The sequence below is a fragment of the Lipingzhangella halophila genome (assembly GCF_014203805.1).
GTDB classification, from domain to species: Bacteria; Actinomycetota; Actinomycetes; order Streptosporangiales; family Streptosporangiaceae; genus Lipingzhangella; species Lipingzhangella halophila.
Genome location: NZ_JACHJT010000001.1, coordinates 5,044,915 through 5,070,530, shown reverse-complemented (window position 1 = coordinate 5,070,530; position 25,616 = coordinate 5,044,915). Strand labels below are relative to the sequence as shown.

Genomic DNA, 25,616 nt, shown 5'->3' with positions numbered 1-25,616 from the left:
CGGGCGCCGTCTGTCTCCCTGTCCCTCCGTACGTCTTCTGTGCACAGTCAAGGAGTCCGTATGTCCGGTCACAGCGCCCTCGATCAGCTACCCTCTGTTACGATCCCGCTCGGGTTGGTTGTCCCGTGGCGGAAGAAGCACTACTTCGACTCTGACGCCGAGCCCATGACCTTCACTCGACGGGCCTTTCACTTCTGGGGGGATCCTGTGTTGTTTCCGCTGGTGCGTGCCTTTTTGAGTGGCTGCACGGCCGGGCAGGACAACGAGTACCGCTACGTGTTCGCGCTGCTGGGCAGCGAACTCGCCGGGAACGCCATCCGGCACTCGCGCTCGGGGGAGCCCGGCGGTTGCTACACGCTGCGTGTTGACCGCTCCGCCGAAGGGCTGACCCTGACCTGTCGCGACTCCGGCAGTCCGGATTCCGCGCGGCGCCGGGGCTCGAACCGCGAGTACCTCGCCACCGACCCCTCCGGTCTGGAACCCGACGCCGATACCGGGCGCGGGTTGCACCTGGTGGACGCGTTCGCCACCTCCTGGGGCGACAACGGGTTCGCCGACCACCGGCACGTGTGGTTCTACCTGGACTTCGGGCTGACCGGAAGCGAGTGGAACACCGCCTGACCCGATGCCCCCGCCCGGTAGCGAGCCACCGGCCCCCGAACGCAGAACGGCCCGGGAGGTGCTAACCCCACCTCCCGGGCCCAGATCCCATAACTCGTCTAGCGAGAACGGAATGGAATCAGTGCCGGAGACTATCCCAGCCACCTGCCCCACGGGCACGTCCGACCCACAGGTTGTGGACAACGACCCGTGCCCGGCGTGCGCCCACCCCGACTGCCGAACCCGGCGCGCGGCCCGCCAGCCGCGGCTGCGCGGGCACACCGCCGAGTTCGTCGCCGAGCACCGCACGGCCGCCGCGGTTCAGGCCCGTCATCCCGGTGTGGTCGTCTGGTTCGGCGAGGCCACCCAGTCCTACTGGGCCGCCGCCCCCGCCGGCCTCATCGAGGCTCCCGACATCGACACCCTGCTGCTGGGCCTCTGGCGCCCCGCCCGCGGCGGCGGCCCCCAAGGCCCGCCGCGGGTAACCACCACCGGCCCGATGGCAGCCGTGCCCGCGTGACACCGCGCCCGCGGCACCGTCAGTGCGGCATCACTGCGGCACCGGAACCGACGCCAGCACGCCGTCGATGATTCCGCTGGCGCTGGCCCCCTCCAGCTCGGCCTCGGGGCGCAGGGTGACCCGGTGCCGCAGCGTGGGCTTGGCGAGGGCCTTCACGTCGTCAGGAGTGACGTACTCGCGCCCCGCCAGCCACGCCCAGGCGCGGCTGGTGCGCAGCAGCGCCGTCGCGCCCCGCGGTGAGGCGCCGAGCTGCAGCGACGGCGACTGCCGGGTCGCCCGGCAGATGTCGACGACGTACTCCAGCACCTCGGGGGCGATCCGGGTGGTGGCGACGGCCTCTCGGGCCGCGCGCAGCTCGGCCGCACCGGCCACCGGCCGCACCCCGGCGGCCCGCAGGTCGCCCGGGTCGAACCCCTCGGCGTGCCGGGTGAGCATCCCGACCTCCTCGTCCCGTCCCGGCAGCGGCACCACCAGCTCCAGCAGGAACCGGTCGAGCTGCGCCTCCGGCAGCGGGTAGGTGCCCTCGTACTCGACGGGGTTCTGCGTCGCGACGACCACGAACGGGTCGGCCAGTGGCGTGGGCCGGCCCTCGACGCTCACCTGCCGCTCCTCCATCGCCTCCAGCAGCGCGGCCTGCGTCTTCGGCGGGGTCCGGTTGATCTCGTCGGCCAGGAACAGGTTGGTGAAAACCGGCCCCTCGTAGAACTCGAACTTCGCCGAACGGGCGTCGTACACCAGCGAGCCGGTGATGTCGCCCGGCATCAGGTCCGGGGTGAACTGGGTGCGCTTGTGGTCCAGCGAGAGCGCGGCCGCGAGCGCCCGCACCAGCAGCGTCTTGGCGACACCGGGCACGCCCTCCATGAGGACGTGGCCGCGGGTCAGCAGGGCGACGACCAGGCCGGTCACGGTCTCGTCCTGGCCGACCACGGCCTTGGCGACCTCGTCGCGCAGCGCGGTCAGCGCGGCCCGCGCCTCCTCGGCGGAGGGCTGATCGTGGGTGGTGGCGGTCACGTCAGGCACTTACCTCTCTCATCAGGCGTTCGTCGGGGCGTCTGGCGGCGCGGGCGCCGGGGCGTACGAGCCGGGCGGCGCCGCGTCCTTGTCTGGTGCCGCACCCCGGGCCGGGGGCGGCGTTCGTTTCGGGCGTTGGGGCGAGGGGCGGGTACGCCGGGGTCATCGCAGCCGGTCCTCCAGCGCGTCGAGGTCGTCGGCGAGCCGGACCAGGGCGGCGTCGTCGGGCACGTCAGCGCCCTCCTCGGCGGCGTCACCGTAAAGTAGCTCCCTGAGCCGCGCCGGGTTGTCGCCGGTGCGCTCCGCTACCCCCGTGACCACGGACTCGGGCGACGCGTCGGGGCCGAGCCCCAGCGCGGGGCGCACCCGCTCGATGACTCCGGAGCGCAGCGCCACGGCCGCGCGGTCCCGCGCGCGGCGCGAGGCGTAGAGCCGGGCCCGGCCTTCGGTGGTCTCGGAGGAGCGCACGACCACCGGGAGCCGCTCGGTGACCAGCGGGCCCAGCCGGCGCCCGCGCCACAGCGCGAGAAGCAGCAGGGTCGCCCCAAGCGGCGCCAGGGCCAGGTAGAACGCGCGGGGGATCAGCTCCCACAGTTGGGCCTGCTCGGCCTGGGTGGGTACGTCGGGCAGGAACCACACCGCGTCGTGCTCGCCCACCAGGTTCAGCCCGAGTGCGGCGTTGCCCTCGGTGGCCAGCCGCTCGTTGGTGAGCGGTACGCCGGTGCCGAGGACCGTCGTGGTGCCGCCGTCGCCGCGCGGCACCTGGACCAGCGCCGCCCCGTCGCCGGACGGGTAACAGGACACCGGGGCGGACCCGCCGGCCCCCGCGTCCTCGCTGGCGGTGTACAGCTCGCCGCCGGTCTCTGCGTCGCCCGCGGCGCGCGCCCCAGGCAGGTCGCACTGGGGGCTCAGGGTGGCGCCCGGGTCGTCGGTGCGGTCGGCCACGCGCACGCCCGGCGCGAGTGCGTTGAGCGCCTGCGTGGTGGGCTGGATCAGGACCAGGTCGCCGCGCGTGGCGGCGAGCTGGTCGAGCTCTTCGGGGAGCAGCCGGTGCGACTGCGCGAGGACCACGACCGTGTCGTCGTCCGAGCCGGCGGTGCGGGCGTCCTCTGTGTTGCGCGCGATCGTGACGTCGGCCCCGCGCTCCTGCAGGATCTGCACCAGGGCGCGGGTGCCCTGGGGGTTGGCGCCTTCGGGGTCCAGCAGCCCTTCGTTGGTCTGTTCCGCGCCCAGCGACAGCACCACCGCGACGACGACGAGCCCGCCGAGGAACGCCAGTGGTCCGCGTACCCGGCGCCAGAGGTCACCGGGGCCCGGAGTCACCGGGGACGGGCCACTCGGCCCGGTCCGTGTGGGAGGGGGAGCGGTCGTGGTCATGCGGTCGACCCCCCATTGCCCACTGGCTGGGTTACGCGAAGCTGGTCGTCCAGCTCACGCAGCAGGTGCGCGTCGTCGGCGGTGGCCGGGCGGTCGCCGTAGACGACGTCGTTGAACAGTGCGGCGGCGCGGTGCAGCGCCTCGCGCCGCGCCGGCAGTGCGGCGGACGCGTCGGTGGCCAGCTCGGTCGCGGTACGCCCGGGCCGCGGCGTGATGATGGCGCGCTCCTCCAGGTCCCGGGTGATCGCGCGCAGGCGTTCCCGGATGGCTTCCGCGTACTCGCCGGCCGCTGCGTGCTCCTCGGCCGCGGTGCGGTGGTCGGCGGCGGTGCGGGGCGAGTCGGCGGCGAACACCGCGCGGCGCCGCTTGGCCCGCCGGGCCGGCCGGGCGTAGACGAGCAGCCCGGCCAGGAGCGCGAGCAGCAGCCCCAGCAGCAGGCCGAGCACCAGCGAGCCGCCGGGGAGCGCGTTGCTCACCTGCTGGCTCAGCCAGTCGACCCACTCGCCGACCCGGATGAGGATCCGCTCGACCAGGCCGGGTTCCGCGTTCTGGTAGATCCGGTCGGACAGCTCGTCGCGGGCGTGGCGGACCCCTTCGTCCCGGTCGACGATGGCCGGGGCGGCCGCCGCGAGGGGGACCGCGCTGCTGAGTGGTGCCGTCACATCGGGTTCCCGGAGACCTGGCCGCCGTACTGCGCGTCGGGGTACGCGGGGGTGCCTTCCGTGTCGGGCAGGTAGACCTCGGCCCCCAGCGCCTCACCCGACTGCGTCGCGGTCTGCATCCGGAGGTCGAGGCCCTCGCGCCGCATGCGCAGGTCGACGTAGAGCAGTGTGGTCACGCCGATCACGAACGGCACGCTGAGCGCAGCGGCGAGTACGGTCCCGACGTAGGAGGACGCGGTGCTGACCACGTAGGCCCAGAACGCGCCCGGCGAGAAGACCGGTACGACCGCCCCGATGAGTGCGAACGGGGTGGTCAGCAGGTTGGCCACGATGCTGGCGATGAGCACGGACAGGAACAGGAGCCCGAAGACCCGCCACCAGCTTCGCTGGGTGAGCCGCCACGACCGGGCCAGGGAGCGGCCCGGGCCGACGCGTTCCAGGATGGTGACCGGCATGGCCAGCGAGGTCCGCACCCAGATCCACACGCTCACCACGATGGTCGCGGCGATGCCGGACGCCCCGATGATGACCCCGGGGAGCACCCCGACGAAGTACCCGACGGCGAACGCGGTCCCGAGGAACACGGCGAGCAGGGTGGTGTAGCCCAGGCCGATGAGGAAGAGCAGGCCGGCGACCCCGAACAACGCGCCCATGCGGCCCCGCACCGCCTCCATGGCCTCCTTCATGGTGAGCTTGCGGCCGAGCACGGCCAGCCCCACCACCGCCGCCAGCAGGCCGGTCAGCACGATCTGGCCGATGTAGGCGAAGAGCGCGCCGCCGTACATCGTGATGATGGTCCACGGGGCGACCGGCAGGGTGTCGATGTCGGCCGCGCTGGGATCGTTCAGCATCCGGCCGATCCACGAGCCGTAGTCGCCCATGTAGCCGCCCATGCCGATCGAGGTCACCACACTGGCGATCCCGGTGAGGATGAACGACAGCCCCAGCACCGCCTTGGCGTTGTGCCGGACGTAGTTGAACGCTCCGTTGAGAATCTCACTCATGTTGAGCGGCCGCAGCGGGATGACGCCGGGCCGCGGCCCCATAACGTGGCCGGCCCCGTAGGGCCCGGACCAGCCCGCTCGCGCGGGGTCGTACGGCGGCGGCTGCCCGCTGGCCTGGCCGGGCGGGGCGAACGAGGGCGGCGGGGTGGACGACTCGTGTTGTCCGGGCGCCACCCATGGGGCGCCCTGAGCCGGCGGCGGGGACGCCGGGTTGGCGGGCTCCTGGCCGCTGCCGGGCTCGTGGGCCTCGCCCGGACCGCCCGAGGCGTGACCGTGCTCGTGCGTCATCGATCCTCCGTCGTCCCTCAGCCGATTTCCGGCGGACGGTGTACGGCCGCCGTGGCGTTACATACGCTATGCCAGATGGCCCCACAGTTGGGTGGGGCCGCGCACACGAGGGTATTCGCCGGTAATCGGTACGCCGGTACACTTCATCGGTTTTGTATGCTTTCGGATACCAACCGACTGTCATCATGCGTGGCCAAGTATTGGCTCTGGACGGGATAGCGGTCCAGGCGGCAGGGTATTTCGTGAGGAAACCGGCGAGGAGGCAGCCGAGAGCGCAGGGGCCGGTGCCACCATCCATGCGGCCGAACAGGGCTGGCCACGCGCCTGGCGGTGCATGGTAGTGACAGGGTTGGGTGGGAGGAAGCACTCCCACGCGGGGGGCGACCCGGCAGGAGTGAGATCGAAGTTTTCCGCTTGAGTGTCCGGAAAGGAGAAGGCGCCGTTATCCGCATCCGCACCTCGATGCGTACCGGTGCCGGAGACATCGATGAAGGGACGCGTACTGGTCGTCGATGACGACCTCGCTCTCGCCGAAATGTTGGGCATTGTCCTCAGAGGCGAAGGCTTCGAACCATCGTTCGTGCACGACGGCGACAAGGCCATGGATGCCTTCCGCGAGACCAAGCCCGATCTGGTGCTGCTGGACCTGATGCTGCCCGGCGCTGACGGCATTGACGTCTGCCGCCAGATCCGGACGGAGTCCGGGGTGCCGATCGTCATGCTCACCGCTAAGGCCGACACCGTCGACGTCGTCCTCGGGCTGGAGTCCGGCGCCGACGACTACATCGTCAAGCCGTTCAAGCCGAAGGAGCTGGTGGCGCGGGTGCGCGTGCGGCTGCGCCGCACCGAGGAACCGGCACCCGAGATCCTGCAGATCGGCGACATCACCATCGACGTCGCCGGGCACTCGATCCGCCGCGACGGCGAGCCGATCAGCCTCACGCCGCTGGAGTTCGACCTCCTCGTCGCGCTGGCCCGCAAGCCGCGGCAGGTGTTCACCCGCGAGGTGCTGCTCGAACAGGTGTGGGGCTACCGGCACGCCGCTGACACCCGCCTGGTGAACGTGCACGTCCAGCGGCTGCGCGCGAAGATCGAGAAGGACCCCGAGCATCCGGAGGTCGTCGTTACCGTCCGCGGCGTCGGATACAAGGCCGGGACCGCCTGAAGGACTCTTGGACCTAACCCGTGGCGACTAGCACCGGCGACGCCAACGCGGCGAATCCGCTGGAGAGTGAGGAGGCCGCGCATTCGCGCTGGCAGCGGGTGGCGAACCTGCTCCGCAGCGGATACCTCGTGGCCCAGCGGGCGGCCCGTGGTCTGGTGCGCGCCGTCCACTCGCGGTGGCGGCGTTCGCTGCAACTACGGGTGGTCAGCACCACTCTGGTGATCTCGGCGGTGGTCACCGCCGTTCTCGGGTTCTTCCTGATCCAGCAGGTGCAGTCCGGGCTGCTCGACGCCAAGGAGAGCGCGGCGCTCAGCGACCACAAAGCCGGCCTGAGCTACGCCAAGAACGTCATGCAGAACGGCGACGCGGCCGAGCAGGACGCCCAGCTCGAACAGGTCACCCAGGACCTCAGCGCCCGCAGCGGCACCACCGGCCTCTACGAGGTCGTCATCATCCCCTCGGCCGACGGGGTCGCCGGTTGGGCGACGGTCGACCAGGAGAGTGTGCCCGACCGGCTGCGCGAAGAGGTGAGCTCCGCCGAACTGGAGTCGCAGTACCTGACCTACACCGAGATCGTGCGCGGCGACAGCACCGAGCCCGCCCTGGCCGTCGGCGCGCAGCTCACCAACGCCTTCGAGCTCTACTACCTGTTCCCGCTGGAGCACGAGCAGCAGATGCTCACCCTCGTGCAGAACACCATGGTGTTCGCGGCGGCGGCCCTGATCATTTCCTTCGCGGTCATCGCCTACCTGGTGACCCGCCAGGTGGTGAGCCCGGTACGGCTCGCGGCCGGGTCGGCGGAGAAACTCGCGTCGGGCGATCTGTCCGAGCGCATGAAGGTGCGGGGCGAGGACGACCTCGCGCGGCTCGCCATGTCCTTCAACGACATGGCCGGCAACCTGCAGGAGAAGATCCACGAGCTGGAGGAGCTGTCCAAGGTGCAGCGCCAGTTCGTGTCCGATGTCTCCCACGAGCTGCGCACCCCGCTGTCAACCATCCGGATGGCCGGTGACCTGCTCTACGAGGACCGCGAGGACCTCGACCCTTCGATGTCCCGGTCCGTGGAACTGCTGCAGGGCCAGCTCGAACGGTTCGAGGAGCTGCTCGGCGACCTGCTGGAGATCAGCCGGCACGACGCCGGCGCGGCCACGCTCACCATCGAGTCGGTGGACATCCGCGACTCCGTGCTGAAGGCGGTCAGCGACGCCGAACAGATCGCGGAGCGACGCGGCATCAAGGTCGTGCTGCGGTTGCCGGCCGAGCCGTGCACGGCCGAGTTCGACCAGCGGCGCATCAACCGGATCCTGCGCAACCTCATCGTGAACGCGATCGAGCACAGCGAAGGCAAGGACGTCATCGTCACCGCGGCGGGCGACCGCGACGCGGTCGCGGTCGCCGTGCGCGACTTCGGTGTGGGGCTCAAGGACGGCGAGGAGCACCTCTGCTTCGACCGGTTCTGGCGCGCCGACCCGGCGCGCGCCCGCACCACCGGCGGCACCGGCCTGGGCCTGTCCATCGCCAAGGAGGACGCCCTGCTGCACGGGGGCTGGCTGCAGGCGTGGGGAGCGCCCGGCAAGGGCTCGCAGTTCCGGTTGTCGCTGCCGCGCGAGAACGGCAAGGAGCTGCGCGGCTCGCCGCTCCCGCTCGCCCCGCCCGAGATGGCCATCGGGCGTGCCCGTCCCGTCCAGCCCGCGTCACCTCCTGACCTCGACTCCACTCGCTCGGCAGGGGGGATGGACGCGTGACGGAACGGCGAATGCCGCGGCCCGCGGTCGTGGTGGCCGCGGCCGCCCTGGCCACCCTGGTGGGCGGGTGCGCTTCGGTGCCCATCAGCGGCCCCGTCGTCCGCGGCGCCGGAGGCGTCGACAGTGGCGAGGGCCCCGGCGGCTACGTGCGGATGCTGCCAGCCGGACCGCAGCCTGACGTGGGCGAGGAATCCCTGGTCAAGGGATTCCTGCGGGACATGGGGAGCTTCGAGGAGAACCACCACGCGGCCCGGCTCTACCTGATGCCTGGGCCGCAGGAGCGGTGGGCGCCGGAAGGGGACGTGCTCGTCTACGAGGACATGGACAGCATCACCTTCGACACCAACGTCGCCGCGAACGGCGAGTCCGCCGAGATCCGGATGCGCGGCCCGCATATCGCCTCGATCAGGGAAGACGGGCAGTACGTGCCCCAAGATCCGGGCGAGACGATCGACACCACGTTCGAACTGGAGAAGGACAACGGTGAGTGGCGGATCGCCGAGCTTCCCGACTCGCTGATCCTCGGCCGCCGCGATGTCGACCGCGCGTACCGCCCCCTCAACCTGTACTTCTTCAACCGCGACGAGAGCACCCTCGTGCCGGACCCGGTGTTCCTTCCGGTCAGCAGCGACAACCTGGCTACGCATCTGGTGCGGACGCTGATCAGCGGGCCCACAGAGTGGCTGGATCCGGCCGTGCGGTCGGCGTTCCCCGAAGGAACGAGGGCGGATGTCGCCTACGACTCGGGTGCCGTGACCGTCGAGCTGAGCGGCGATGTCTCGGTCGACGGCGACCACTACGGGATGGCCGCCCAACTCGCCTGGACGCTCAAGCAGCTCCCCGAGGTCCAGGAACTGGTGGTGCGGATCCACGGTGAGGAGATCGAGCTGCCCGGCGGCGACGCGGAGAACCTCCAGGGAACCGGCAACCAGTGGGCCGATGTCGACCCCGGTGGCATGCCGGGGAGCCCGAAAGCCTACTTCGTCCGCGACGGCCAGCTCTGGTGGCTCAGCGGCAACGGAGAGGGGGAGGAACCGGACGAGGCGCGCGTCGAAGGCGCTCTCGGCCATGGCAGCAATCCGTTGCGGGAGCACGCGGTCTCCCTCGACGAGAAGCAGATCGCCGGAATCGAGGCCGGTCTCGACTCGGTGGTCGTCGCCGAGCCGGAGAACGGCAGCAACTTCGACTCGGTGCTCTCGGGTGGTGAGTACGCCGCGCTGTCCTGGGACCCGCACAACAACCTGTGGGTCGTGGAGAAGCAGGCCACCGACTCCGATGGCGGCGGCGAGGGCGACTCCGACGACTCCGACGACTCCGAGGAATCGGACGGCTCCGATGACTCGGACGACTCGGACGACTCCGACGACAGCGGATCCGGCACTCCGTCGGGAAGCAAAATCTGGATGATGCGCGGCGGCAGTGAGCCCATCGAGGTGAGCGCGCCGGAGCTGGAGGAGGTCGCCGTGTCCACCATCCGGATTTCGCGCGACGGCACTCGCGCGGCGGTCATCGCCGAGCTCGACGACGGGCCGCGCCTGTACGTCGGACGGGTGACGGGCAGCGGCGGCGACATGGCGCTCGACCAGTTCATCCCGCTGGGCAAGGACCTGGAGGCGATCTCGGATGTCTCCTGGCGGAGCGGCGACCAGCTCGCCGTTCTCGGCCAGAAGGAGCAGGGCGCGGTCCAGGCGTTCCTCCTGTCGCTCGATGGTGCCACCGAGGCCACCAGTGCGGGAGCGCCCACCGGCGCCGACATGGGCGCCCTGAGCGCGGCGCCGGGCCGCCCCATGCTCTCCAGCGCTGACGACGATCAGGTGTGGCTGACCAACGACCGCGTCATGTGGCGGTTCGCCGCCGATGGCGCCAACCCTGTATATCCCGGCTGACCAGCGGTTCCGCAACTACCGGTCTCGCCCGGTCGTGGCTGGTGCGCCTCGTGGCGCTCCGGTGGCCGAAGGGACCCGCGTTCTCCGGCCGGGCGCTCGCTGTCCACAGGTGGCCACGTGCCCCTGACGGAGGCGGGGCCGGCCGGTGAGCATGGTTTGGTGCCGTACCTGCCACCCGTGTTCGCCTCCCTGGTCGATCTCGCCTTGGGCGAGCGCTGCGCGGGGTGCGCGGGTCCGCGCGGGCCGCTGTGCGCACCGTGCGACGCGCTCCTCGACCGTCCGCCGCGCCCCTGCCGGGCCCGTGCCGACTGCCCGCCGGTGTGGGCGGCCGGACCCTACGCCGGGCGCGACCGCGCGCTGCTGCTCGCGTTCAAGGAGCGCCGGGCGCGCGGGCTGGCCGGCCCGCTCGGGCGCCGCCTCGCGTGCGCGATCGCGGCCGCCGCTCCCGCGGGCTCCGCACCCGTGGTCGTGCCGGTGCCCACCCGGGCCGGAGCCGCCCGCAGGCGCGGCTACGACCCCGTCCGGATGCTCGCGCTGGCCGCCGCGCGCGGGCACGGACGTGCCGCCAGCCGGGCGCGTGTCGTGCCGGCCCTGCACCACCGGCGCCGCGTCGCCGACCAGGCCGGCCTTGACCAGCGACACCGCCGGGCGAACCTGGCGGGCGCGCTCACGGTGCGCCCGCGCACCGCACAGGCCCTCAGCGGGTCGGCGGTCATCGTGGTCGACGACGTCGTGACCACGGGCGCCACCCTCGCCGAAGCGTCCCGGGCACTGCGCGCGGCGGGAGCCGACGTCGTGGGTGCCGCCGTTCTCACCGAACGACCCTGAGCCGCGCCGATCTTGAGCATTCCGTTCCTTTGTCGCGCTGGGAAGGAACGGAATGCTCAAGATCGGCGCAAAAATCGGACATAGCGGGCGCACGCCACCCGCGGTGATCCGGCGCCATCGTCGCCGCCCCGTCAGACGCGGCACCACGCCCCACCGCCCCGATGAGCACCCACCCGGGTGCCCTCTCACCCCCACCACCGAAACTCCAGGCGCGATTGTGAGAAGACCGCTCCAGATCGCCGTATCGGCCTGTGTGCGGGCGTTCCGGGGTGCTTGGCCCGGTGAACGCGGGCTCTGGACACCTGACATACACGCGTTCTCGGGTTAGCGTTCAGGCATGGCACCCGTCCGGGTCCGTGGTTGCGCCGGACACGACGCCCCTGCGCTGGGGCGCGAGTTCGGCAAGCCGATGCCAGCCGCAGGCGAAACGGCCCACGTAAGGCGACTTTTTGTCGACCGATCACGGTGCGGCTTAGAGGTAAGTCCTGCCCCGCGGAGGGACCCGATGTCCCTCCGGAGCGGGAGAAGGGTCGTAGTCGCGCTCAAGCGCGGCGAGCCCCTCAGCAGGCGGATGTGGGGACGAAGACCAGGTCGGCCGGGCGGGTGCGTTTCCCCCGACCGCAGTAAGCGCGGCGCCGCGCTGCCTACTGGCGGCGCCGGGCGCCGTCATGCCCCGAAAGTAGGGCTCTGATCAGCGAAAATACCGGGTTCATGGCGGGTGAATAGCGCTTGTCCCGTGGGTATACAGCAACTCCACAGCCTGGTAGCCAGCTCGACACGAAATGAGGAGGAGAGAGATCGCCTCCGCCGCGCGGAGCGGGGGCAGCAGAGCTGAGGCGGGCCATCGCGCGGCGGTGGCCCCGCGACGAAGGGGGTCTAGTGGACATCATCGTCAAGGGTCGACGCACGAGTGTCAGCGACAAGTTCCGGCAGCACGTCGAGAACAAGCTGAACAAGCTCTCCAAATGGGAGAAGAAGGGCATGAGCGTCGATGTGGAGGTGTCCAAGGAACGCAACCCGAAGCTGGCGGACCACCGGGAGCGGGTTGAGCTGACCATCCACACCAGCGGCCCGGTGATTCGCAGCGAGGCGTCCGCCGATGACCGGTACACCGCTCTCGACCTCTCGCTTGACCGGATCGAGGCCCGGCTGCGCAAAACCGCCGACCGGCACAAGGTGCACAAGGGGAGTAACCGCGCCCCCGTCTCGGTGGCCGCGGCCACCGCGGACCTGGCGAACGGCACCGAGACCGCCCCCGGTCCCGTGACCGTTCCCCCGCCTGCTCAGGAGCAGGAGGTCGCCGCGCCCGACGATGCCGGCACCGGAGAGGTAGACGAGCAGTTTGACCAGGACGAGCTTGTGGAGCTGGACACCCAGGGCGACGGCCCCTTGGTCGTGCGGGAGAAGATCCACTACGCGAAGCCCATGACCATCGACCGCGCCCTGATGGAGATGGAGCTTGTCGGGCACGACTTCTACCTGTTCCACGACGAGGAGCGCGATACCCCGAGCGTGGTCTACCGGCGCAAGGCGTTCAACTACGGCGTGATCCGCCTCATGGACTGACCGGCGTCCCAGCGGCGCGGCCCCCTGGCTTCGGCTGTGCGGGTGGCGTGCGCTGACGCCGTGTGGCTACCGCCCCCGAGTTTCCGGCGCGCCGTGCGGCACCCTCGCGCGGCGCGCCGGGAAGCGGCGGGTCAGCGGCTCATGCGCCCGGTCTTCCGGAGGCGCCGCTTGATCCGGTGCAACGGGGTGGTGTGCGGCTCCTCCGAGTCGTAGTGGGGGTCGTCGAGGACGACGTCGGTGAAGATGTCGGTGACGAAGCAGAGGATCCCGCCGATGCCCATCAGCACCGCACCCACCGCCATAAGCTCCCATGCCGGCCCCATGACCAGCGATAGTCCCCCCAGGGCGAAGCCCACGGAGAGGAAAGCGACCGCCACCCACGAGCCGAGCCGCCCGCGGTGCGTGTTGGTCGGGGCCCACGCCCCGCCCTCTGGCTGGTACCCGCGAATGAACTCGCCGGATTGGCTGTCGGTCATTGGCGTGTCTTTCGGTCTCCTTTTGGCCGTGTGCGAAGTATGAGGGGCCTACTTCGGCAATAACCCCGTCCGGACGTGGCTAAACGCGAGGCGCCGGTGAGCGCCCGTATCGTTGGTGTCGATCAGGGTCACGTACGGACTATGGTCGCCTACCATGGGATGCTGGGGGTCTAGGATCCGTCCGCCTCCGCACGCGGGCCACGATCTGCGAGGAGCGCATAGGAAGTGCCAGGCATACTCGACAAGGTCCTCCGCGCAGGAGAGGGCAAGATCCAGCGCAGGCTGAAGAGGCTGAAGGACCAGATCAACTCGATCGAGGACGACTACGTCGACCTCAGTGACGCGGAGCTGCGCGCGCTGACCGACGAGTACCGCGAGCGGTACGACGACGGCGAGTCGCTCAACGACCTCCTCCCCGAAGCTTTCGCGACCGTCCGCGAGGCCGCCAAGCGCACCCTTGGCCAGCGGCCTTTCGATGTCCAGCTCATGGGTGGCGCCGCACTGCACCTCGGCAACATCTCCGAGATGAAGACCGGTGAGGGCAAGACTCTGACCTCCGCGCTCGCCGTCTACCTGAACGCCATTCCCGGCGAGGGCGTGCACGTGGTCACGGTGAACGACTACCTGGCGCGCCGCGATGCCGAGAACATGGGCCGGATCTACCAGTTCCTGGGGCTCAAGGTCGGCGTCATCGCCCCCGACGTCCGAGCCGAGGCGCGCAAGGCCGCCTACCAGGCCGATGTCACCTACGGCACCAACAACGAGTTCGGGTTCGACTACCTGCGCGACAACATGGCCCTGTCGCTGGACTCCACGGTGCAGCGCGAGCACAAGTTCGCCATCGTGGACGAGGTCGACTCCATCCTCATCGATGAGGCGCGGACCCCCCTCATCATCAGCGGCCCGGCCGAGCAGAACTCCCGCTGGTACACCGAGTTCGCCAAGATCGCCCCGCGCCTGCGCCGCGACACCGACTACGAGGTCGAAGAGAAGAAGCGCACGGTGGGCATCACCGAGAGCGGCGTTGAGAAGGTGGAGGACTGGCTCGGCATCGAGAACCTGTACGAGTCCGTCAACACCCCACTCATCAGCTTCCTGAACAACGCCCTCAAGGCCAAGGAGCTCTACCGCAAGGACAAGGAGTACATCGTCAAGGACGGCGAGGTGCTCATCGTCGACGAGTTCACCGGCCGTGTGCTGCGCGGACGCCGCTACAGCGAGGGAATGCACCAGGCCATCGAGGCCAAGGAGAAGGTGCGGATCAAGGACGAGAACCAGACGCTCGCCAAGGTCACGCTGCAGAACTACTTCCGGCTCTACGAGAAGCTGGCCGGCATGACCGGTACCGCCCAGACCGAGGCCGCGGAGTTCACCCAGACCTACAAGGTCGACGTGGTGCCCATTCCGACCAACGAGCCGATGATCCGCTCCGACGAGGCCGACGTCATCTACAAGAACGAGGACGTCAAGTTCGAGTCGGTGGTTGAGGACATCGCCGAGCGGAACGCCGAGGGGCAGCCGGTCCTCGTGGGAACCACCAGCGTCGAGAAGTCCGAGCTGCTGTCCAAGATGCTCAAACGCGAGGGCATCCCGCACGAGGTTCTCAACGCGAAGAACCACGCCCGAGAGGCGTCGATCATCGCGCGCGCCGGCAAGCTCGGCTCCGTCACGGTGGCCACCAACATGGCCGGCCGCGGCACCGACATCATGCTGGGTGGCAACCCCGAGTTCATGGCCGACGAGGAGCTGCAGGCCCGCGGCCTGGTGCCCCTTGAGAGCCCGGAGGAGTACGAGGCCGCCTGGCCCGAGGCGCTGGAGAAGGCCAAGAAGGAGGTCGAGAGCGAGCACGAGCAGGTGGTGGAGGCCGGCGGCCTCTACGTGCTCGGCACCGAGCGCCACGAGTCCCGCCGGATCGACAACCAGCTCCGCGGCCGTTCCGGCCGCCAGGGCGACCCCGGGATGTCGCGCTTCTACCTCTCCCTGCAGGACGACCTGCTGCGGCTGTTCAACGCCTCCAAGGTCGAGCTCATCATGGACCGGCTGAACATCCCGGAGACCCAGCCGATCGAGTCCGGGGTGGTCACCAAGGCGGTCCAGTCGGCGCAGTCGCAGGTCGAGCAGCAGAACTTCGAGATCCGCAAGAACGTCCTGAAGTACGACGAGGTCCTCAACCGGCAGCGCCTGGTGATCTACGCCGAGCGCCGCAAGGTGCTCGACGGTGCCGACCTCAAGGAGCAGATCGAGGGCATGCTGGACGACGTCCTCGACGGATACGTCCGCCAGGCCACCTCCGAGGGCGACCCCGAGGACTGGGACCTGGAGAAGCTCTGGAAGGGCTTCCGGCAGATCTACCCGGTCACGTTCACCGCGGACGACCTCGTCGAGGAGAACGGGGGCGGGCTCGACACCCTCACCCCGGACATCATCTCGCACCGGGTCATCGAGGACGCGCACACGATGTACGAGCGCCGCGAGGAGGAAGTCGGCTCCGAAGCCATGCGCGAGGTCGAGCGCCGCGTCGTCCTGCAGGTCATGGACCGGAAGTGGCGCGAGCACCTCTACGAGATGGACTACCTCCAGGAGGGCATCGGGCTGCGGGCCATGGCGCAGCGCAACCCGCTGATCGAGTACCAGCGGGAGGGCTACGACATGTTCCAGGAGATGCTGGAGGCCATCAAGGAGGAGTCGGTCGGCTACCTCTTCAACGTCGAGGTCAAGGTCAAGGACAAGGCCACCGACGAGCAGACCACGGTCAACCCGGCGGGGGCGGCGGCGACGGCCGCCGCGGCCGGTGCCGTGGTCACCACCGCGCCCGCAGCGGACTCGGCCACCGCCACGGACACGGACACGGACACTGTCACCAAGGCGCCCGAGGACGAGGGGGCCGAGGTGGCGGCGGCCGACACCGACACCGCCGCGGACGCCTCCGGCGACCCGGACGTCGTGGTCGCCGGGTTCGGCCAGGACCGCCCGAGCCACCTGCAGTACTCCGCGCCCGGCGAGGGCGGGGGCGTCGAGCGGCACACCGAGGACGCCGCTGCGGACGACGAGTACGCCGGTGCCGCGCGCAACGCTCCGTGCCCGTGCGGCTCGGGCAAGAAGTTCAAGAAGTGCCACGGCGACCCCAAGGCACGCGGCTGACCCACCCGCCGCCAGCCGGTCGCACGAACGAGGGCCCCGCCATCGGCGGGGCCCTCGTTCGTTCAGGGTCAGGGCGCGGGTGGGTCCACACTCCAGCCAGAGCCGGAACCGCCGGAACCGCCGGAACCGCCGGAACCGCCGGAACCGCCGGAATCACCGGAATCACCGGAACCACCGGAATCGTGCGAACCCTTTTCGTCCGGTGCCGCTCCGGAGCTGGGGGCGGCGGCCGCCGGGGAGTCCTCAGCCGGCTCGCGGCCCGGGGTGGGCAGGTTCAACTTGGTGATCAGGAAGTAGAAGACCAGGTAGTAGAGCACGAAGTAGAGCGCCCCCATGCCCAGGAGGATCGGCATCCCCTGGGTGTTGGACTTGAAGGCGTTCAGCAGCATGTCGATCCCGCCGGCCGAGAAGCCGAACCCGAGTTGGACGTCGAGCGCGTTCAGTACCGCCATGGAGATCCCGGTGAGCACCACGTGCACCCCGTAGAGGAGGGGAGCGACGAACAGGAACGCGTACTCGATCGGCTCGGTGATCCCGGTGACGAACGCGGTCAGCGCGCCCGAGATCATGATGCCGCCCACCGCGGCCCGCCGGGTCGGGTGCGCGGCCCGCCAGATCGCCAGGGCCGCCGCGGGCAGGCCGAACATGAGGACCGGGAAGAAGCCGGCCAGGAAACCCCCCGCGGTTGGGTCACCCGCGAAGTAGCGGTCGATCTCGCCGGAGGCGCCCTGGAAGTCACCTGCCACGAACCAGACGAACGAGTTGACGATGTGGTGCAGGCCGAACGGCAGCAGCAGCCGGTTGACGACCCCGTAGACACCCGCGCCCGCCGCGCCGGAGCCGACGACCCAGGCGCCCAGGCCGTCGATCCAGCCGCCCACGGTCGGCCAGAGGAAGCCGAACACGACGGCCAGCCCCAGAGCCACGACGGCCGTGAGGATGGGGACGAAGCGGCGGCCGCCGAAGAAGCCCAGCCAGGTGGGGAGCTTGATCCGGTGGTAGCGCTGCCACAGCAGCGCCGTGACGAGCCCGATCATGATGCCGCCGAGCACGTCGGTGGGGTTCTTCGCGCCCCAGTTGACCAGCTCCGTGCCCTCGACCGTGACAGCGGAGCCGACTTCGCCCCCCTGGTCGAAGAAGATCCGCGTGGTCACCCGGTCGAACACCAGGTAGCCGACGACCGCCGCGAGGGCGGTCGAGCCGTCCGCGCGCCGGGCGAAGCCGATGGCCACCCCCACGGCGAAGAGCAGTGGAAGCGCTTCGAAGAGGGCTTCGCCGGACGCGCCCACGATCGGGGCGACGTTGGCCATCCAGCCCATGCCGGCGACGTCGGCCAGACCGCCGGGCTCGGGCCCGTTGCTGCCGAGCATGTCGTCCTGGCCGAATCGGAGCAGGAGCGCGGCGGCCGGAAGTACCGCGATCGGCATCATCAGGCTGCGGCCGACGCGCTGGAGGACGGCCAGCGTCTTCGAGGAGGTCTTGGGGGCGGCGGGCAGGCCACCGTCCGCGGTTGTTGACTCAGAACTCACGGGAACTCCTCCCGGGTCGGGCGTCAAGGGGTACGCGGGCCGGGTCTCCAGGGTGCTGGTTCAGCGCCCGGGATACCGGTCGAGGTGGGAGTGGAGCTGGTAGCGGTCGGCGCGGTAGGTGGACACCGCGAACTCGACACGGGTGCCGTTGCTGAGGCTGATCCTGCGCATGGCGAGAACGGGGCTGCCCGGCGGCAGGCCGAGGAGCCGGGCGTCCACGGGGTCGCACAGGGTGGCCTCGATGGTCTGTTCGCCGGAGTCGAAGACGATCCCGTACTCCTGCTCAAGGACCTCGTAGAGGGAGCACTCGGACAGCCCGCGGGCGTCGAGCCCCGGGACGAGCGAGGCGGGGACGTTGGTGCGTTCGACGGCCATCGGTTCGCCATCGGCGGTGCGTAGCCGCTCGATCTGGTGCACCTCCGCACCGGGGGGTATGCCCAGATGCTTTGCCGTGTGGCCGCTGGCGGGCACGACCCGCCGGGCGATGTCGCGGGCACCGGGCTGGTAGCCGCGGGCCCGCATGTCCTCGGTGAAGGAGGCGAGAGCGAGCGACATCTCGATCTTGGGGCGCGCGACGAAGGTGCCCTTGCCGGGTACCCGGTACAGCTTTCCTTCGGAAACCAGTTGGTCAACGGTCTGGCGGACCGTCATGCGCGAGAGCCCGTAGGTGGTGCCGAGCTCCCGCTCGGAGGGGATGATGTCGTCCACCGTCAGGCCGGCGTCCGCGATCCAGTCCATGAGCAACTCACGAAGCTGTGAGTACTTCGGGACAGGGCTCGCGGGGTCGATTGTCATAAGGGGCGCCTGTTCGGTAACTTTCCTGGCGTACTGGTATAGGCCGGACTAGACCATAGGCCGCGACGACTGTCAATACACCGGCGACGCCCCTGCACCTGCCCGGCCTCATGTGCAGCGCAACCGTCCGGCGCGGGCCGGTTTCGCGCCGCACCGGGCTCCGCCACCGGATGGGAAGAAGCGCAGATGACGTCCACTACGAGCATGATGTGCTCGGAGATCACCGAGCAGCCCGCGGCGCTGCGGGAGACACTGGCCGCGCTGCTGCCACTCACCCCCGAGATCGCGGCGCTGGGCCGCGAGACCCGCCACGTGCTGTTCATCGCCCGCGGCTCCTCTGACAACGCGGCCGTCTACGGCTCCTACCTCCTCCAGGTGCACTGCGGCCGGCTCACGTCGCTGGCCTCCCCCTCCGTGACGACCACCTACGGTGCCGAGCTGGACCTGTCCGGGGTGCTCGCGGTCGCCGTGTCCCAGTCCGGTCGCACTGAGGAGATCGTCGAGACGATGCGGTGGGCCGCCGGCTGCGGCGCGCGCACGGTGGCCGTCACCAACGGCGCCGGCGCACCGCTGGCCCAGGAGGCCGACCTCGCCCTGGTCACCAGGGCCGGCGACGAGCTCGCCGTTCCCGCCACCAAGACCTACACGACCCAGCTCGCCGCGCTCGCCGTTCTCGCCCTGGGCTTGGGGGCCGATCGGGACCGCGGCCAGCTCGCCGCGGTCCCGGACACGCTCGAAGCGAGCCTGGACTCCCCGGACGGGCGCATCGGGGAGATCGTCGAACGGCTGGTCGGGGTGCACGGCGCGGTCGTGTCCGGGCGCGGCATGGCGTTCTCGACGGCGCTGGAGACGGCGCTCAAGCTCAAAGAGGCCTGCTACCTGCGCGCCATGGGCCTGTCCTATGCCGACCTGCTGCATGGTCCGATCGCCGTGGTCGACGGGGGAACACCGGCGATCCTGGTGGCCGCGGACTCCGGTCCCACGCTGCCGGGGATGGTCGAGCTGGCTGAGCGCGTTGTCGCGACCGGGGCCGCGGCCTACGGCATCGGCGGCGGGCCGGACCTGGGCGCGGCCTGTGACGTGGCGGTTCCCGGGCCCGACCTCCCGGAGTGGCTGGCCCCCATAGGGCTCGCCATTCCGGCGCAGATCATCACCGAGCGGCTTTCCCGGCGGCTCGGCTACAACCCCGACTCCCCGCGCGGGCTTGGCAAGGTCACCCAGACGTCCTAGCGCCCGCGAACCGTGCTTAGGCTCGCTTACGTACCATCCGCCCGCGTTTCAGGCACCGCGAAGGCCCGCGGCGAACGCGCCCATCCACCACCCCCGAGAGAGGTACGCATGACTGACAAGGCAGCAGCGATCGTCGCCGGGCTCGGCGGCGCCGGGAACATCGAGGAGATCGAGGCGTGCATAACGCGCCTGCGAACCGAGGTCACCGACCCCGGAAAGATCGACGAGCCAGCCCTGAGGGCGGCGGGCGCACACGGGGTCCTCGTCTCCGGAGGTGTGGTGCAGGTGGTTGTGGGCACCGAGGCCGACTCGCTCTGCGATGACATCAACGATCTACTCGACTGATCCAAACAAGGAGGTGGCCGTGCTTTCGGTGTGCTCACCGGTTTCGGGCATCGCTACGGAACTCGCCGAAGTGCCCGACCCAGTGTTCGCGCGCGGCCTGGTCGGGCCGGGCATCGCTGTGACGCCCGGCAGCGAGCCCCACGACGTGGTCGCGCCGATCGACGGGGCGGTCGTCAAGCTGCACGCGCACGCGTTCGTCGTCGCCGATGACCAGGGGCGCGGCGTGCTGGTTCATCTCGGGATAGACACGGTGCGGCTCGACGGCGCGGGGTTCGAGATCCTTCTCGACGGTGCCGGTGAGCGGCAGCGGGTCCGTGCCGGGACCCCCATGGTCCGCTGGAACCCGGCCGACGTGGTGGCGCGCGGACACTCCGCCGCTGTCCCGGTGGTCGCGCTGGACGCTGCTGAGGGGGCGGTCACTCAGGCCGCCACCGGGGAAGTGACACGAGGGGAGCAACTGTTCCTATGGGCGTGACCGCGAGCGGCGGGCACCTGCCCCGGGCGGCCCTGTTCGACCTCGACGGGACGCTGATCGACAGCGAACCGCGCTCGATCGAGACATGGAGGCGGCTGTTCGCGGCACACGGCCTCCCCTACGACGATTCGGTCGTCAGGCGGTTCATGGGACGCCGGGGTCCCGACGTCATCGCCGAGGACCCCGACCTCTTCGGCAACACGACCTGGGAGGAGCTCATCGCCGAGCTCCGGGAGATCGGACGCGCCCCGGACCTGCCACCGGTACGCCACCTTCCGGAGTCGGTGGAGTTCCTGCGGCGGCTGCACGCCCAAGGCGTCCCCATCGGACTCGTCACCTCGGCGGGGCGGGAGTGGGCCGAGTTCGCCCTGAGCGACATGGGAGTCCGCGAGATGTTCGGTGGCCTGGTGACCGCCGCGGACGTAGTTCTGGGCAAGCCCGACCCGCAGGGCTACCTGGCCGGAGCCGACATCCTGGGCCACCCGCCCGAGCGGACCGTCGTCTTCGAGGACACCCCCGCGGGGATCCAGGCGGGCGGGCACGCCGGCATGCGCGTCGTCGCGGTCACCACAACCCACCCCCGCGCGGCGCTGGGGCAGGCGGATCTCGTCGTCGACCACCTGACCGAGGTGGACTGGCCGCAGATCAGACCACTCGCCGCGTGAGACTGACAAGGAGGTACGAACGTGGCAGTTCGCCGTGTGAAGGTCGGGGCCGAGGTGGGGCTGCACGCCCGACCGGCCGCGCTGTTCGTCCAGGCCGCCGCTCAGGCTGACGGAGAGGTCACGGTCGCCAAAGGCGACTCGGAGCCGGTCTCCGCGAAGAGCATCCTGGCGCTGATGGGGTTGGACGTGCGGCACGGCGACGAGATCGTCATCACCGCCGACAGCGAGGACCCCGAAACGGTGCTGGATACGCTCGTCGAGATCGCGAACGCCCATTAGGTCGGTGATGGAGGTGTATGGCGCGGCGTCCAACGGAGGCGGCGACGACGGCGGATGGCCCGGGTTGACGGTAGTCGGTTCTGGTGGCCGGTGGTCGCGCGTGCGGCGGGGTGCGTCGCGGGTGTCCGCGGTGTCGTTCTCGGCGCTGGAAGTGTCCCCGCGGTCAGTGCCGGTTTCCGCGCGCTCGCGCCCGCGATACGCGCCCCCGGCCATCCGGCGCCTTCGCTGCCCTCGTTGGGTGCGCAACCATCGGGCACCAGTAGCGATCCAGGGGGCATTCTCGGCCGTCTTGAGCATTCCGTTCCTTCATCGCGTCTTGAAGGAACGGAACCCTCAAGACCAGCACAAAACCAGCATCCTAGAGGGAGAGAGCGTGGCTGAAACGCTCACCGGCGTCGGGGTGGGCTCGGGCGTGGGGCACGGGCCGGTGCTCCGGCTGAACCGCGCGGTTCCCGAGCCCCCCGAGGGCGAACTACACAACGGCGACGCCGAGGCGGAGAGCCAGCGCGCGCTGTCCGCCCTGGAGGAGACGGCGCACGACCTCGCGAGCCGGGGCGAGCGCGCCGGGGGCCACGCCCAAGAGGTACTGAACGCCCAGGCGCTCATGGCCCGCGACCCCACGCTCGCCGGTGATGTCCGGCGCCGGGTTGCCGAAGGTGCCTCCGCGGCACGCGCGGTATCCGATGCCGTGGCGGTCTACCGCGAGATGCTCGCGGCGGCCGGGGAGTACATGGCCGCCCGCGTCGCCGACCTCGACGACGTACGTGACCGGGCCGTAGCGGGGCTGCTCGGTGTCCCGGTGCCCGGCATACCCGCGTCCACCACCCCGTTCGTGCTGGTCGCGAACGACCTGGCGCCGGCCGACACCGCCCTGCTCGATCCCTCGATGGTCCGGGGCATCGTCACCCGGGAAGGCGGGCCCACCAGCCACACCGCGATCCTCGCCCGCGCCCTCGGGCTGCCGGCCGTGGTCGCCTGCCCGCGAGCGGAGACGATCCCGGACGGTGCCGAACTGCTGGTCGACGGCGTCACCGGGGTGGTGGTGCGCGACCCCGATCCCGCGGTTGTGGCGGAGACCGGGGCGCGGGCGGCGGCACGGGCCTCGGCGAGCGAGGCCACCGGGCCCGGACGTACCAGCGACGGGCACGCCGTCCCCCTGCTTGCCAACATCGGCGGTCCCAACGACCTGCCCGTGGCGCTGCGGAACGGCGCCGAGGGGATAGGCCTGTACCGCACGGAGTTCCTGTTCCTGGACCGCTCCGACGCCCCGGGACACGAGGAACAGGTCGCCGCCTACCGCGCGGTGCTGGACGCGTTCCCCGGCGGCAAGGTCACCGTGCGCACCCTGGACGCCGGGGCCGACAAGCCGCTGGGGTTCCTGGCCCCACCGGGAGCCGAATCCAACCCCGCGCTCGGCGTACGGGGACTGCGCATGCTGCGGCACTCCCCGGAGACGCTGGCGGCGCAGCTCACCGCCCTGGCCGCGGCCGCGCGCGGCACCGACGCGGAGCTGGCCGTCATGGCGCCCATGGTGACGGACGCCGCGGACGCCGAATGGTTCGCCTCGGCCGCGGCCGACGCCGGAATCGCGCACGCGGGGGTCATGATCGAGGTGCCGGTGGCCGCGCTGCGCGCCCGGCACCTGGCCGAGGCCGCGGAGTTTTTCAGCATCGGCACCAACGACCTCACCCAGTACGCGTGTGCCGCAGACCGCGAGATCAGTGCGTTGGGCACGTTCCAGGACCCGTGGCAGCCCGGTGTGCTCGACCTGGTCGCCGCGACGGCGCGCGCCGCGGCGGCGGCAGGGCGCCCCTGCGGTGTCTGCGGCGAGGCCGCCAGCGACCCGATCCTGAGCTGCGTGCTGGTCGGGCTCGGCGCCACCTCGCTGTCGATGGGAGCCACCGCGCTACCTCTGGTGCGCGCCGCGCTCGCGCGCAGCACCCTCGCCCAGTGCCGCGAGGCGGCCGCGGCCGCGCTCGACGCGCGCGACGGCCCGGGTGCCAAGAGCGCCGCTCGGGAGCACCTCCCTGGGGCGGCCTCGCTGGGGCTGTGAGGCGCGTGGCGCCGCGGTGGGACCCGGGCCCGGTGTTTCCCCGGTAGGCGGCGCGCGATTGCTCCCAGGTGGCTATCGTGGGGTCTGGAACGGCTGGGTCGGGTGTGCCGAGCTGTCCCGGGCGCGCGACCGCCCGGACGGTGTTCGCCGCGCCGATTCGCGCGACCAGCCACCACGCTGCGCTTCGCGCATCGTGGTGCGACCCGCCGCGACGGTCGGCCGCCCGCTGATCGGGCAAAGCCGCCCAAACACATTCGCCAGGCCGGCCGCGGCCGGCCCCACCACAACCGGAAGTCCGCCATGCTCACTCGCCGCACGCTCGCGCCGCTCGCCGTGGTGCTCCTCCTGCTCTCGTCCGCCTGTGACGCGGATGGCGGTGCCGGTGCCGGCGCCGGCGGCGGAGACGGGGAGTCGCCGAGCCCCGACGATGCGGCCCGGGTCGCCGAGGAGCTGCTCGCCGACATGGACCTCGACGAGAAGGTCGGCCAGACGATGGTGCTCACCGCGCAGGGGACCACCGCCGAGGAGAACGCCGGCCTCATCGAGGAGCACCACCCGGGCGGGTTCATCTACTTCTCGGAGAACCTGGAGGACGCCGAGCAGATCGCCGAGCTGTCCAACGGGCTGCAGGAGCAGGCCGCCGGCAACGGGACCGACGTACCGCTGTTCCTCGGGATCGACCAGGAGCAGGGGATGGTCTCGCGGCTGCCCGTGGGAACCCGCTTCCCGGACGCCATGGCGGTGGGGGCCAGCCGCGACCCCGAGATGGCGCGGAGCCGGGCCGGCGTCACGGCCAGGGAGCTCGGCGCGCTGGGGATCAACCTCGACTACGCCCCGGTCGCCGACGTCAACGTCAACGCGGCCAACCCGGTGATCGGGATCCGCTCGTTCGGCTCCGACCCGGAGCTGGTCTCCGAGATGGCGCTGGCGGAGGCGGGCGCGTTCGAGGAGGACGGAGTCGTCCCGGTCATGAAGCACTTCCCGGGGCACGGCGACACCGATGTCGACAGCCACACCGGCCTGCCCCGGGTGGAGAAGTCCCGCGACGAATGGGAGAAGGTCGACCTCCCGCCCTTCGAGAGCGCGGTGGAGGAGAACGTCGACGCGATCATGACCGCGCACGTGTTCCTGCCCGAGCTGGACGACTCCGGTGAGCCGTCCACGCTCTCGGACAACGTCATCAACGGGGTGCTGCGCGACGAACTGGGCTACGACGGCGTGGTCACCACCGACGCGCTCAACATGGAGGGCGTCCGGCAGACCCACGACGACGGCGAGATCGCCGTACGCGCCCTGGAGGCGGGGGCGGACCAGCTCCTGATGCCCCCGGACGCCGCGGGCGCGGCCGACGCGGTGCGCGCCGCTGTGGACGAGGGGCGGATCAGTGAGGACCGGCTGGACGAGTCGGTGCGGCGCATCCTGGAGCTGAAGGTGCGGCGCGGCCTGCTCGACGCCGAGCCCGTCGACACCGGCGCCGCGGCCGGGACCGTGGGCAGCGCGGAGAACGAGGAGGCCGCCCAGGAGGTCGCGGACGCCTCGGTGACCCTGCTGCGCAACGAGGACGACGTGCTGCCGCTCGACAGCGACGCCGCGGTGTCCGTTTCCGGGGCCGGCGCCGAGGAGATCAGCGCGGCGCTGGAGGAGCTGGGCTACCAGGTGACGGGCTCCGCGGGGGACGCGGACGTCGCGGTGGTCGGCACCGAGGACGCGCGCTCCGACCCGGAGCAGGCGGCCCCGGTCGAGGCCGCCGCGTCCGCGGGAACACCGGTGGTGGTGGTCGCCCAGGGCACCCCCTACGACATCGAGGAGCTGCCGGACGCCGACGGCTACCTGGCCACCTACTCGGCGGTGGACGTCTCGCGCACCGCGGCGGCCCGCGCCCTCGCCGGCGAGGTGGACCCCACCGGGAAGCTCCCGGTGGACATCCCCGGAACCGACCTGGAGTACGGCGACGGCCTGGAGTACTGACCAGGAAC

General features: G+C 71.0%; 22 protein-coding genes. 15 read left to right on the top strand and 7 right to left on the bottom strand.

The window, feature by feature from the left end:
- Positions 1-60 precede the first annotated feature (60 nt).
- Together F4561_RS23055 and F4561_RS23050 are read left to right on the top strand one after the other, a co-directional pair.
- Positions 61-621, top strand: coding sequence for an ATP-binding protein (locus F4561_RS23055; RefSeq protein ID WP_184581495.1), 561 nt, complete (start codon positions 61-63; stop codon positions 619-621).
- 121 nt (positions 622-742) lie between these two features.
- Positions 743-1,120, top strand: a complete 378-nt coding sequence (locus tag F4561_RS23050; protein ID WP_184581493.1) for a hypothetical protein — start codon at positions 743-745, stop codon at positions 1,118-1,120.
- Positions 1,121-1,150: 30 nt separating this feature from the next.
- Here F4561_RS23050 and F4561_RS23045 read toward each other — a convergent pair whose 3' ends face one another.
- The 4 genes from F4561_RS23045 to F4561_RS23030 all read right to left on the bottom strand — a co-directional run bounded on the left by F4561_RS23045 (position 1,151) and on the right by F4561_RS23030 (position 5,462).
- Positions 1,151-2,131, bottom strand: a complete 981-nt coding sequence (locus F4561_RS23045; RefSeq protein ID WP_184584062.1) for an AAA family ATPase — start codon at positions 2,129-2,131, stop codon at positions 1,151-1,153.
- A gap of 162 nt (positions 2,132-2,293) precedes the next feature.
- Complete coding sequence (locus tag F4561_RS23040; RefSeq protein WP_184581491.1) at positions 2,294-3,508, bottom strand: DUF4350 domain-containing protein; 1,215 nt, start codon at positions 3,506-3,508, stop codon at positions 2,294-2,296.
- Positions 3,505-4,170 (bottom strand): DUF4129 domain-containing protein, encoded by a 666-nt coding sequence (locus F4561_RS34045; protein WP_376773673.1) that lies wholly within the window; start codon positions 4,168-4,170, stop codon positions 3,505-3,507. Before F4561_RS34045 ends, F4561_RS23040 begins: the two co-directional genes overlap by 4 nt.
- On the bottom strand, positions 4,167-5,462 hold the full coding sequence (locus F4561_RS23030; RefSeq protein ID WP_246437264.1) for a glycerophosphoryl diester phosphodiesterase membrane domain-containing protein: 1,296 nt from the start codon (positions 5,460-5,462) through the stop codon (positions 4,167-4,169). Before F4561_RS23030 ends, F4561_RS34045 begins: the two co-directional genes overlap by 4 nt.
- Positions 5,463-5,949: 487 nt before the next feature.
- Here F4561_RS23030 and mtrA point away from each other — a divergent pair, with 487 nt between their 5' ends.
- The 5 genes from mtrA (at position 5,950) to hpf (ending at position 12,652) form a co-directional block, all read left to right on the top strand.
- Positions 5,950-6,627 (top strand): MtrAB system response regulator MtrA, encoded by a 678-nt coding sequence (gene mtrA, locus F4561_RS23025; RefSeq protein ID WP_184581489.1) that lies wholly within the window; start codon positions 5,950-5,952, stop codon positions 6,625-6,627.
- 20 nt (positions 6,628-6,647) lie between these two features.
- The gene (gene mtrB / locus F4561_RS23020; RefSeq protein WP_184581487.1) at positions 6,648-8,372 is read left to right on the top strand and encodes an MtrAB system histidine kinase MtrB; all 1,725 of its coding nucleotides are present in this window, start codon (positions 6,648-6,650) and stop codon (positions 8,370-8,372) included.
- Between the two features lie 11 nt (positions 8,373-8,383).
- Positions 8,384-10,258 carry an LpqB family beta-propeller domain-containing protein gene (locus F4561_RS23015; protein ID WP_184584056.1) on the top strand — a complete coding sequence of 625 codons (1,875 nt, stop codon included), beginning with the start codon at positions 8,384-8,386 and terminating at the stop codon, positions 10,256-10,258.
- Between the two features lie 117 nt (positions 10,259-10,375).
- A complete protein-coding gene (locus F4561_RS23010) occupies positions 10,376-11,086 on the top strand; it encodes a ComF family protein (protein ID WP_312885468.1) in 711 nt (236 codons plus the stop codon).
- A gap of 879 nt (positions 11,087-11,965) precedes the next feature.
- On the top strand, positions 11,966-12,652 hold the full coding sequence (gene hpf / locus F4561_RS23005; RefSeq protein WP_184581485.1) for a ribosome hibernation-promoting factor, HPF/YfiA family: 687 nt from the start codon (positions 11,966-11,968) through the stop codon (positions 12,650-12,652).
- A gap of 131 nt (positions 12,653-12,783) precedes the next feature.
- Here hpf and F4561_RS23000 read toward each other — a convergent pair whose 3' ends face one another.
- Complete coding sequence (locus F4561_RS23000; RefSeq protein WP_184581483.1) at positions 12,784-13,128, bottom strand: hypothetical protein; 345 nt, start codon at positions 13,126-13,128, stop codon at positions 12,784-12,786.
- Between the two features lie 225 nt (positions 13,129-13,353).
- Between F4561_RS23000 and secA the strand changes: the two genes are divergently transcribed.
- Positions 13,354-16,269 (top strand): preprotein translocase subunit SecA, encoded by a 2,916-nt coding sequence (gene secA / locus F4561_RS22995; RefSeq protein ID WP_184581481.1) that lies wholly within the window; start codon positions 13,354-13,356, stop codon positions 16,267-16,269.
- Positions 16,270-16,337: 68 nt separating this feature from the next.
- Here secA and F4561_RS22990 read toward each other — a convergent pair whose 3' ends face one another.
- Entirely contained in the window at positions 16,338-17,798 is a 1,461-nt protein-coding gene (locus F4561_RS22990; RefSeq protein ID WP_312885465.1) for a PTS transporter subunit EIIC, read from the bottom strand.
- 60 nt (positions 17,799-17,858) lie between these two features.
- Entirely contained in the window at positions 17,859-18,593 is a 735-nt protein-coding gene (locus tag F4561_RS22985; RefSeq protein WP_184581474.1) for a GntR family transcriptional regulator, read from the bottom strand.
- Between the two features lie 186 nt (positions 18,594-18,779).
- On the opposite strand from F4561_RS22985, the gene F4561_RS22980 reads away from it, so the two are divergent.
- The 7 genes from F4561_RS22980 to F4561_RS22950 all read left to right on the top strand — a co-directional run bounded on the left by F4561_RS22980 (position 18,780) and on the right by F4561_RS22950 (position 25,608).
- Complete coding sequence (locus F4561_RS22980; RefSeq protein ID WP_184581472.1) at positions 18,780-19,823, top strand: SIS domain-containing protein; 1,044 nt, start codon at positions 18,780-18,782, stop codon at positions 19,821-19,823.
- A 108-nt stretch (positions 19,824-19,931) separates the two neighbouring features.
- Positions 19,932-20,168, top strand: a complete 237-nt coding sequence (locus tag F4561_RS22975) for a PTS sugar transporter subunit IIB (RefSeq protein ID WP_184581470.1) — start codon at positions 19,932-19,934, stop codon at positions 20,166-20,168.
- The gene (locus F4561_RS22970) at positions 20,143-20,643 is read left to right on the top strand and encodes a PTS sugar transporter subunit IIA (protein ID WP_221445588.1); all 501 of its coding nucleotides are present in this window, start codon (positions 20,143-20,145) and stop codon (positions 20,641-20,643) included. The genes F4561_RS22975 and F4561_RS22970 overlap by 26 nt, the downstream gene beginning before the upstream one ends.
- Positions 20,634-21,308, top strand: coding sequence for an HAD family hydrolase (locus tag F4561_RS22965; RefSeq protein WP_184581468.1), 675 nt, complete (start codon positions 20,634-20,636; stop codon positions 21,306-21,308). The genes F4561_RS22970 and F4561_RS22965 overlap by 10 nt, the downstream gene beginning before the upstream one ends.
- A gap of 21 nt (positions 21,309-21,329) precedes the next feature.
- Positions 21,330-21,587, top strand: coding sequence for an HPr family phosphocarrier protein (locus F4561_RS22960; protein ID WP_184581466.1), 258 nt, complete (start codon positions 21,330-21,332; stop codon positions 21,585-21,587).
- Between the two features lie 373 nt (positions 21,588-21,960).
- Entirely contained in the window at positions 21,961-23,640 is a 1,680-nt protein-coding gene (ptsP, locus tag F4561_RS22955) for a phosphoenolpyruvate--protein phosphotransferase (protein ID WP_184581465.1), read from the top strand.
- A gap of 300 nt (positions 23,641-23,940) precedes the next feature.
- Entirely contained in the window at positions 23,941-25,608 is a 1,668-nt protein-coding gene (locus tag F4561_RS22950) for a glycoside hydrolase family 3 protein (RefSeq protein ID WP_184581463.1), read from the top strand.
- Positions 25,609-25,616: the final 8 nt, after the last annotated feature.

Coding starts and splice junctions, on each gene's coding strand:
- mtrA (WP_184581489.1), top strand. CDS start 5,950: ATGAAGGGACGCGTACTGGTCGTCGATGACGACCTCGCTCTCGCCGAA.
- F4561_RS23030 (WP_246437264.1), bottom strand. CDS start 5,462: ATGACGCACGAGCACGGTCACGCCTCGGGCGGTCCGGGCGAGGCCCAC.
- F4561_RS22965 (WP_184581468.1), top strand. CDS start 20,634: ATGGGCGTGACCGCGAGCGGCGGGCACCTGCCCCGGGCGGCCCTGTTC.
- F4561_RS22980 (WP_184581472.1), top strand. CDS start 18,780: ATGACGTCCACTACGAGCATGATGTGCTCGGAGATCACCGAGCAGCCC.
- F4561_RS23055 (WP_184581495.1), top strand. CDS start 61: ATGTCCGGTCACAGCGCCCTCGATCAGCTACCCTCTGTTACGATCCCG.
- F4561_RS22985 (WP_184581474.1), bottom strand. CDS start 18,593: ATGACAATCGACCCCGCGAGCCCTGTCCCGAAGTACTCACAGCTTCGT.
- F4561_RS23015 (WP_184584056.1), top strand. CDS start 8,384: ATGCCGCGGCCCGCGGTCGTGGTGGCCGCGGCCGCCCTGGCCACCCTG.
- F4561_RS23000 (WP_184581483.1), bottom strand. CDS start 13,128: ATGACCGACAGCCAATCCGGCGAGTTCATTCGCGGGTACCAGCCAGAG.
- F4561_RS22970 (WP_221445588.1), top strand. CDS start 20,143: ATGACATCAACGATCTACTCGACTGATCCAAACAAGGAGGTGGCCGTG.
- F4561_RS23040 (WP_184581491.1), bottom strand. CDS start 3,508: ATGACCACGACCGCTCCCCCTCCCACACGGACCGGGCCGAGTGGCCCG.
- F4561_RS22975 (WP_184581470.1), top strand. CDS start 19,932: ATGACTGACAAGGCAGCAGCGATCGTCGCCGGGCTCGGCGGCGCCGGG.
- F4561_RS22950 (WP_184581463.1), top strand. CDS start 23,941: ATGCTCACTCGCCGCACGCTCGCGCCGCTCGCCGTGGTGCTCCTCCTG.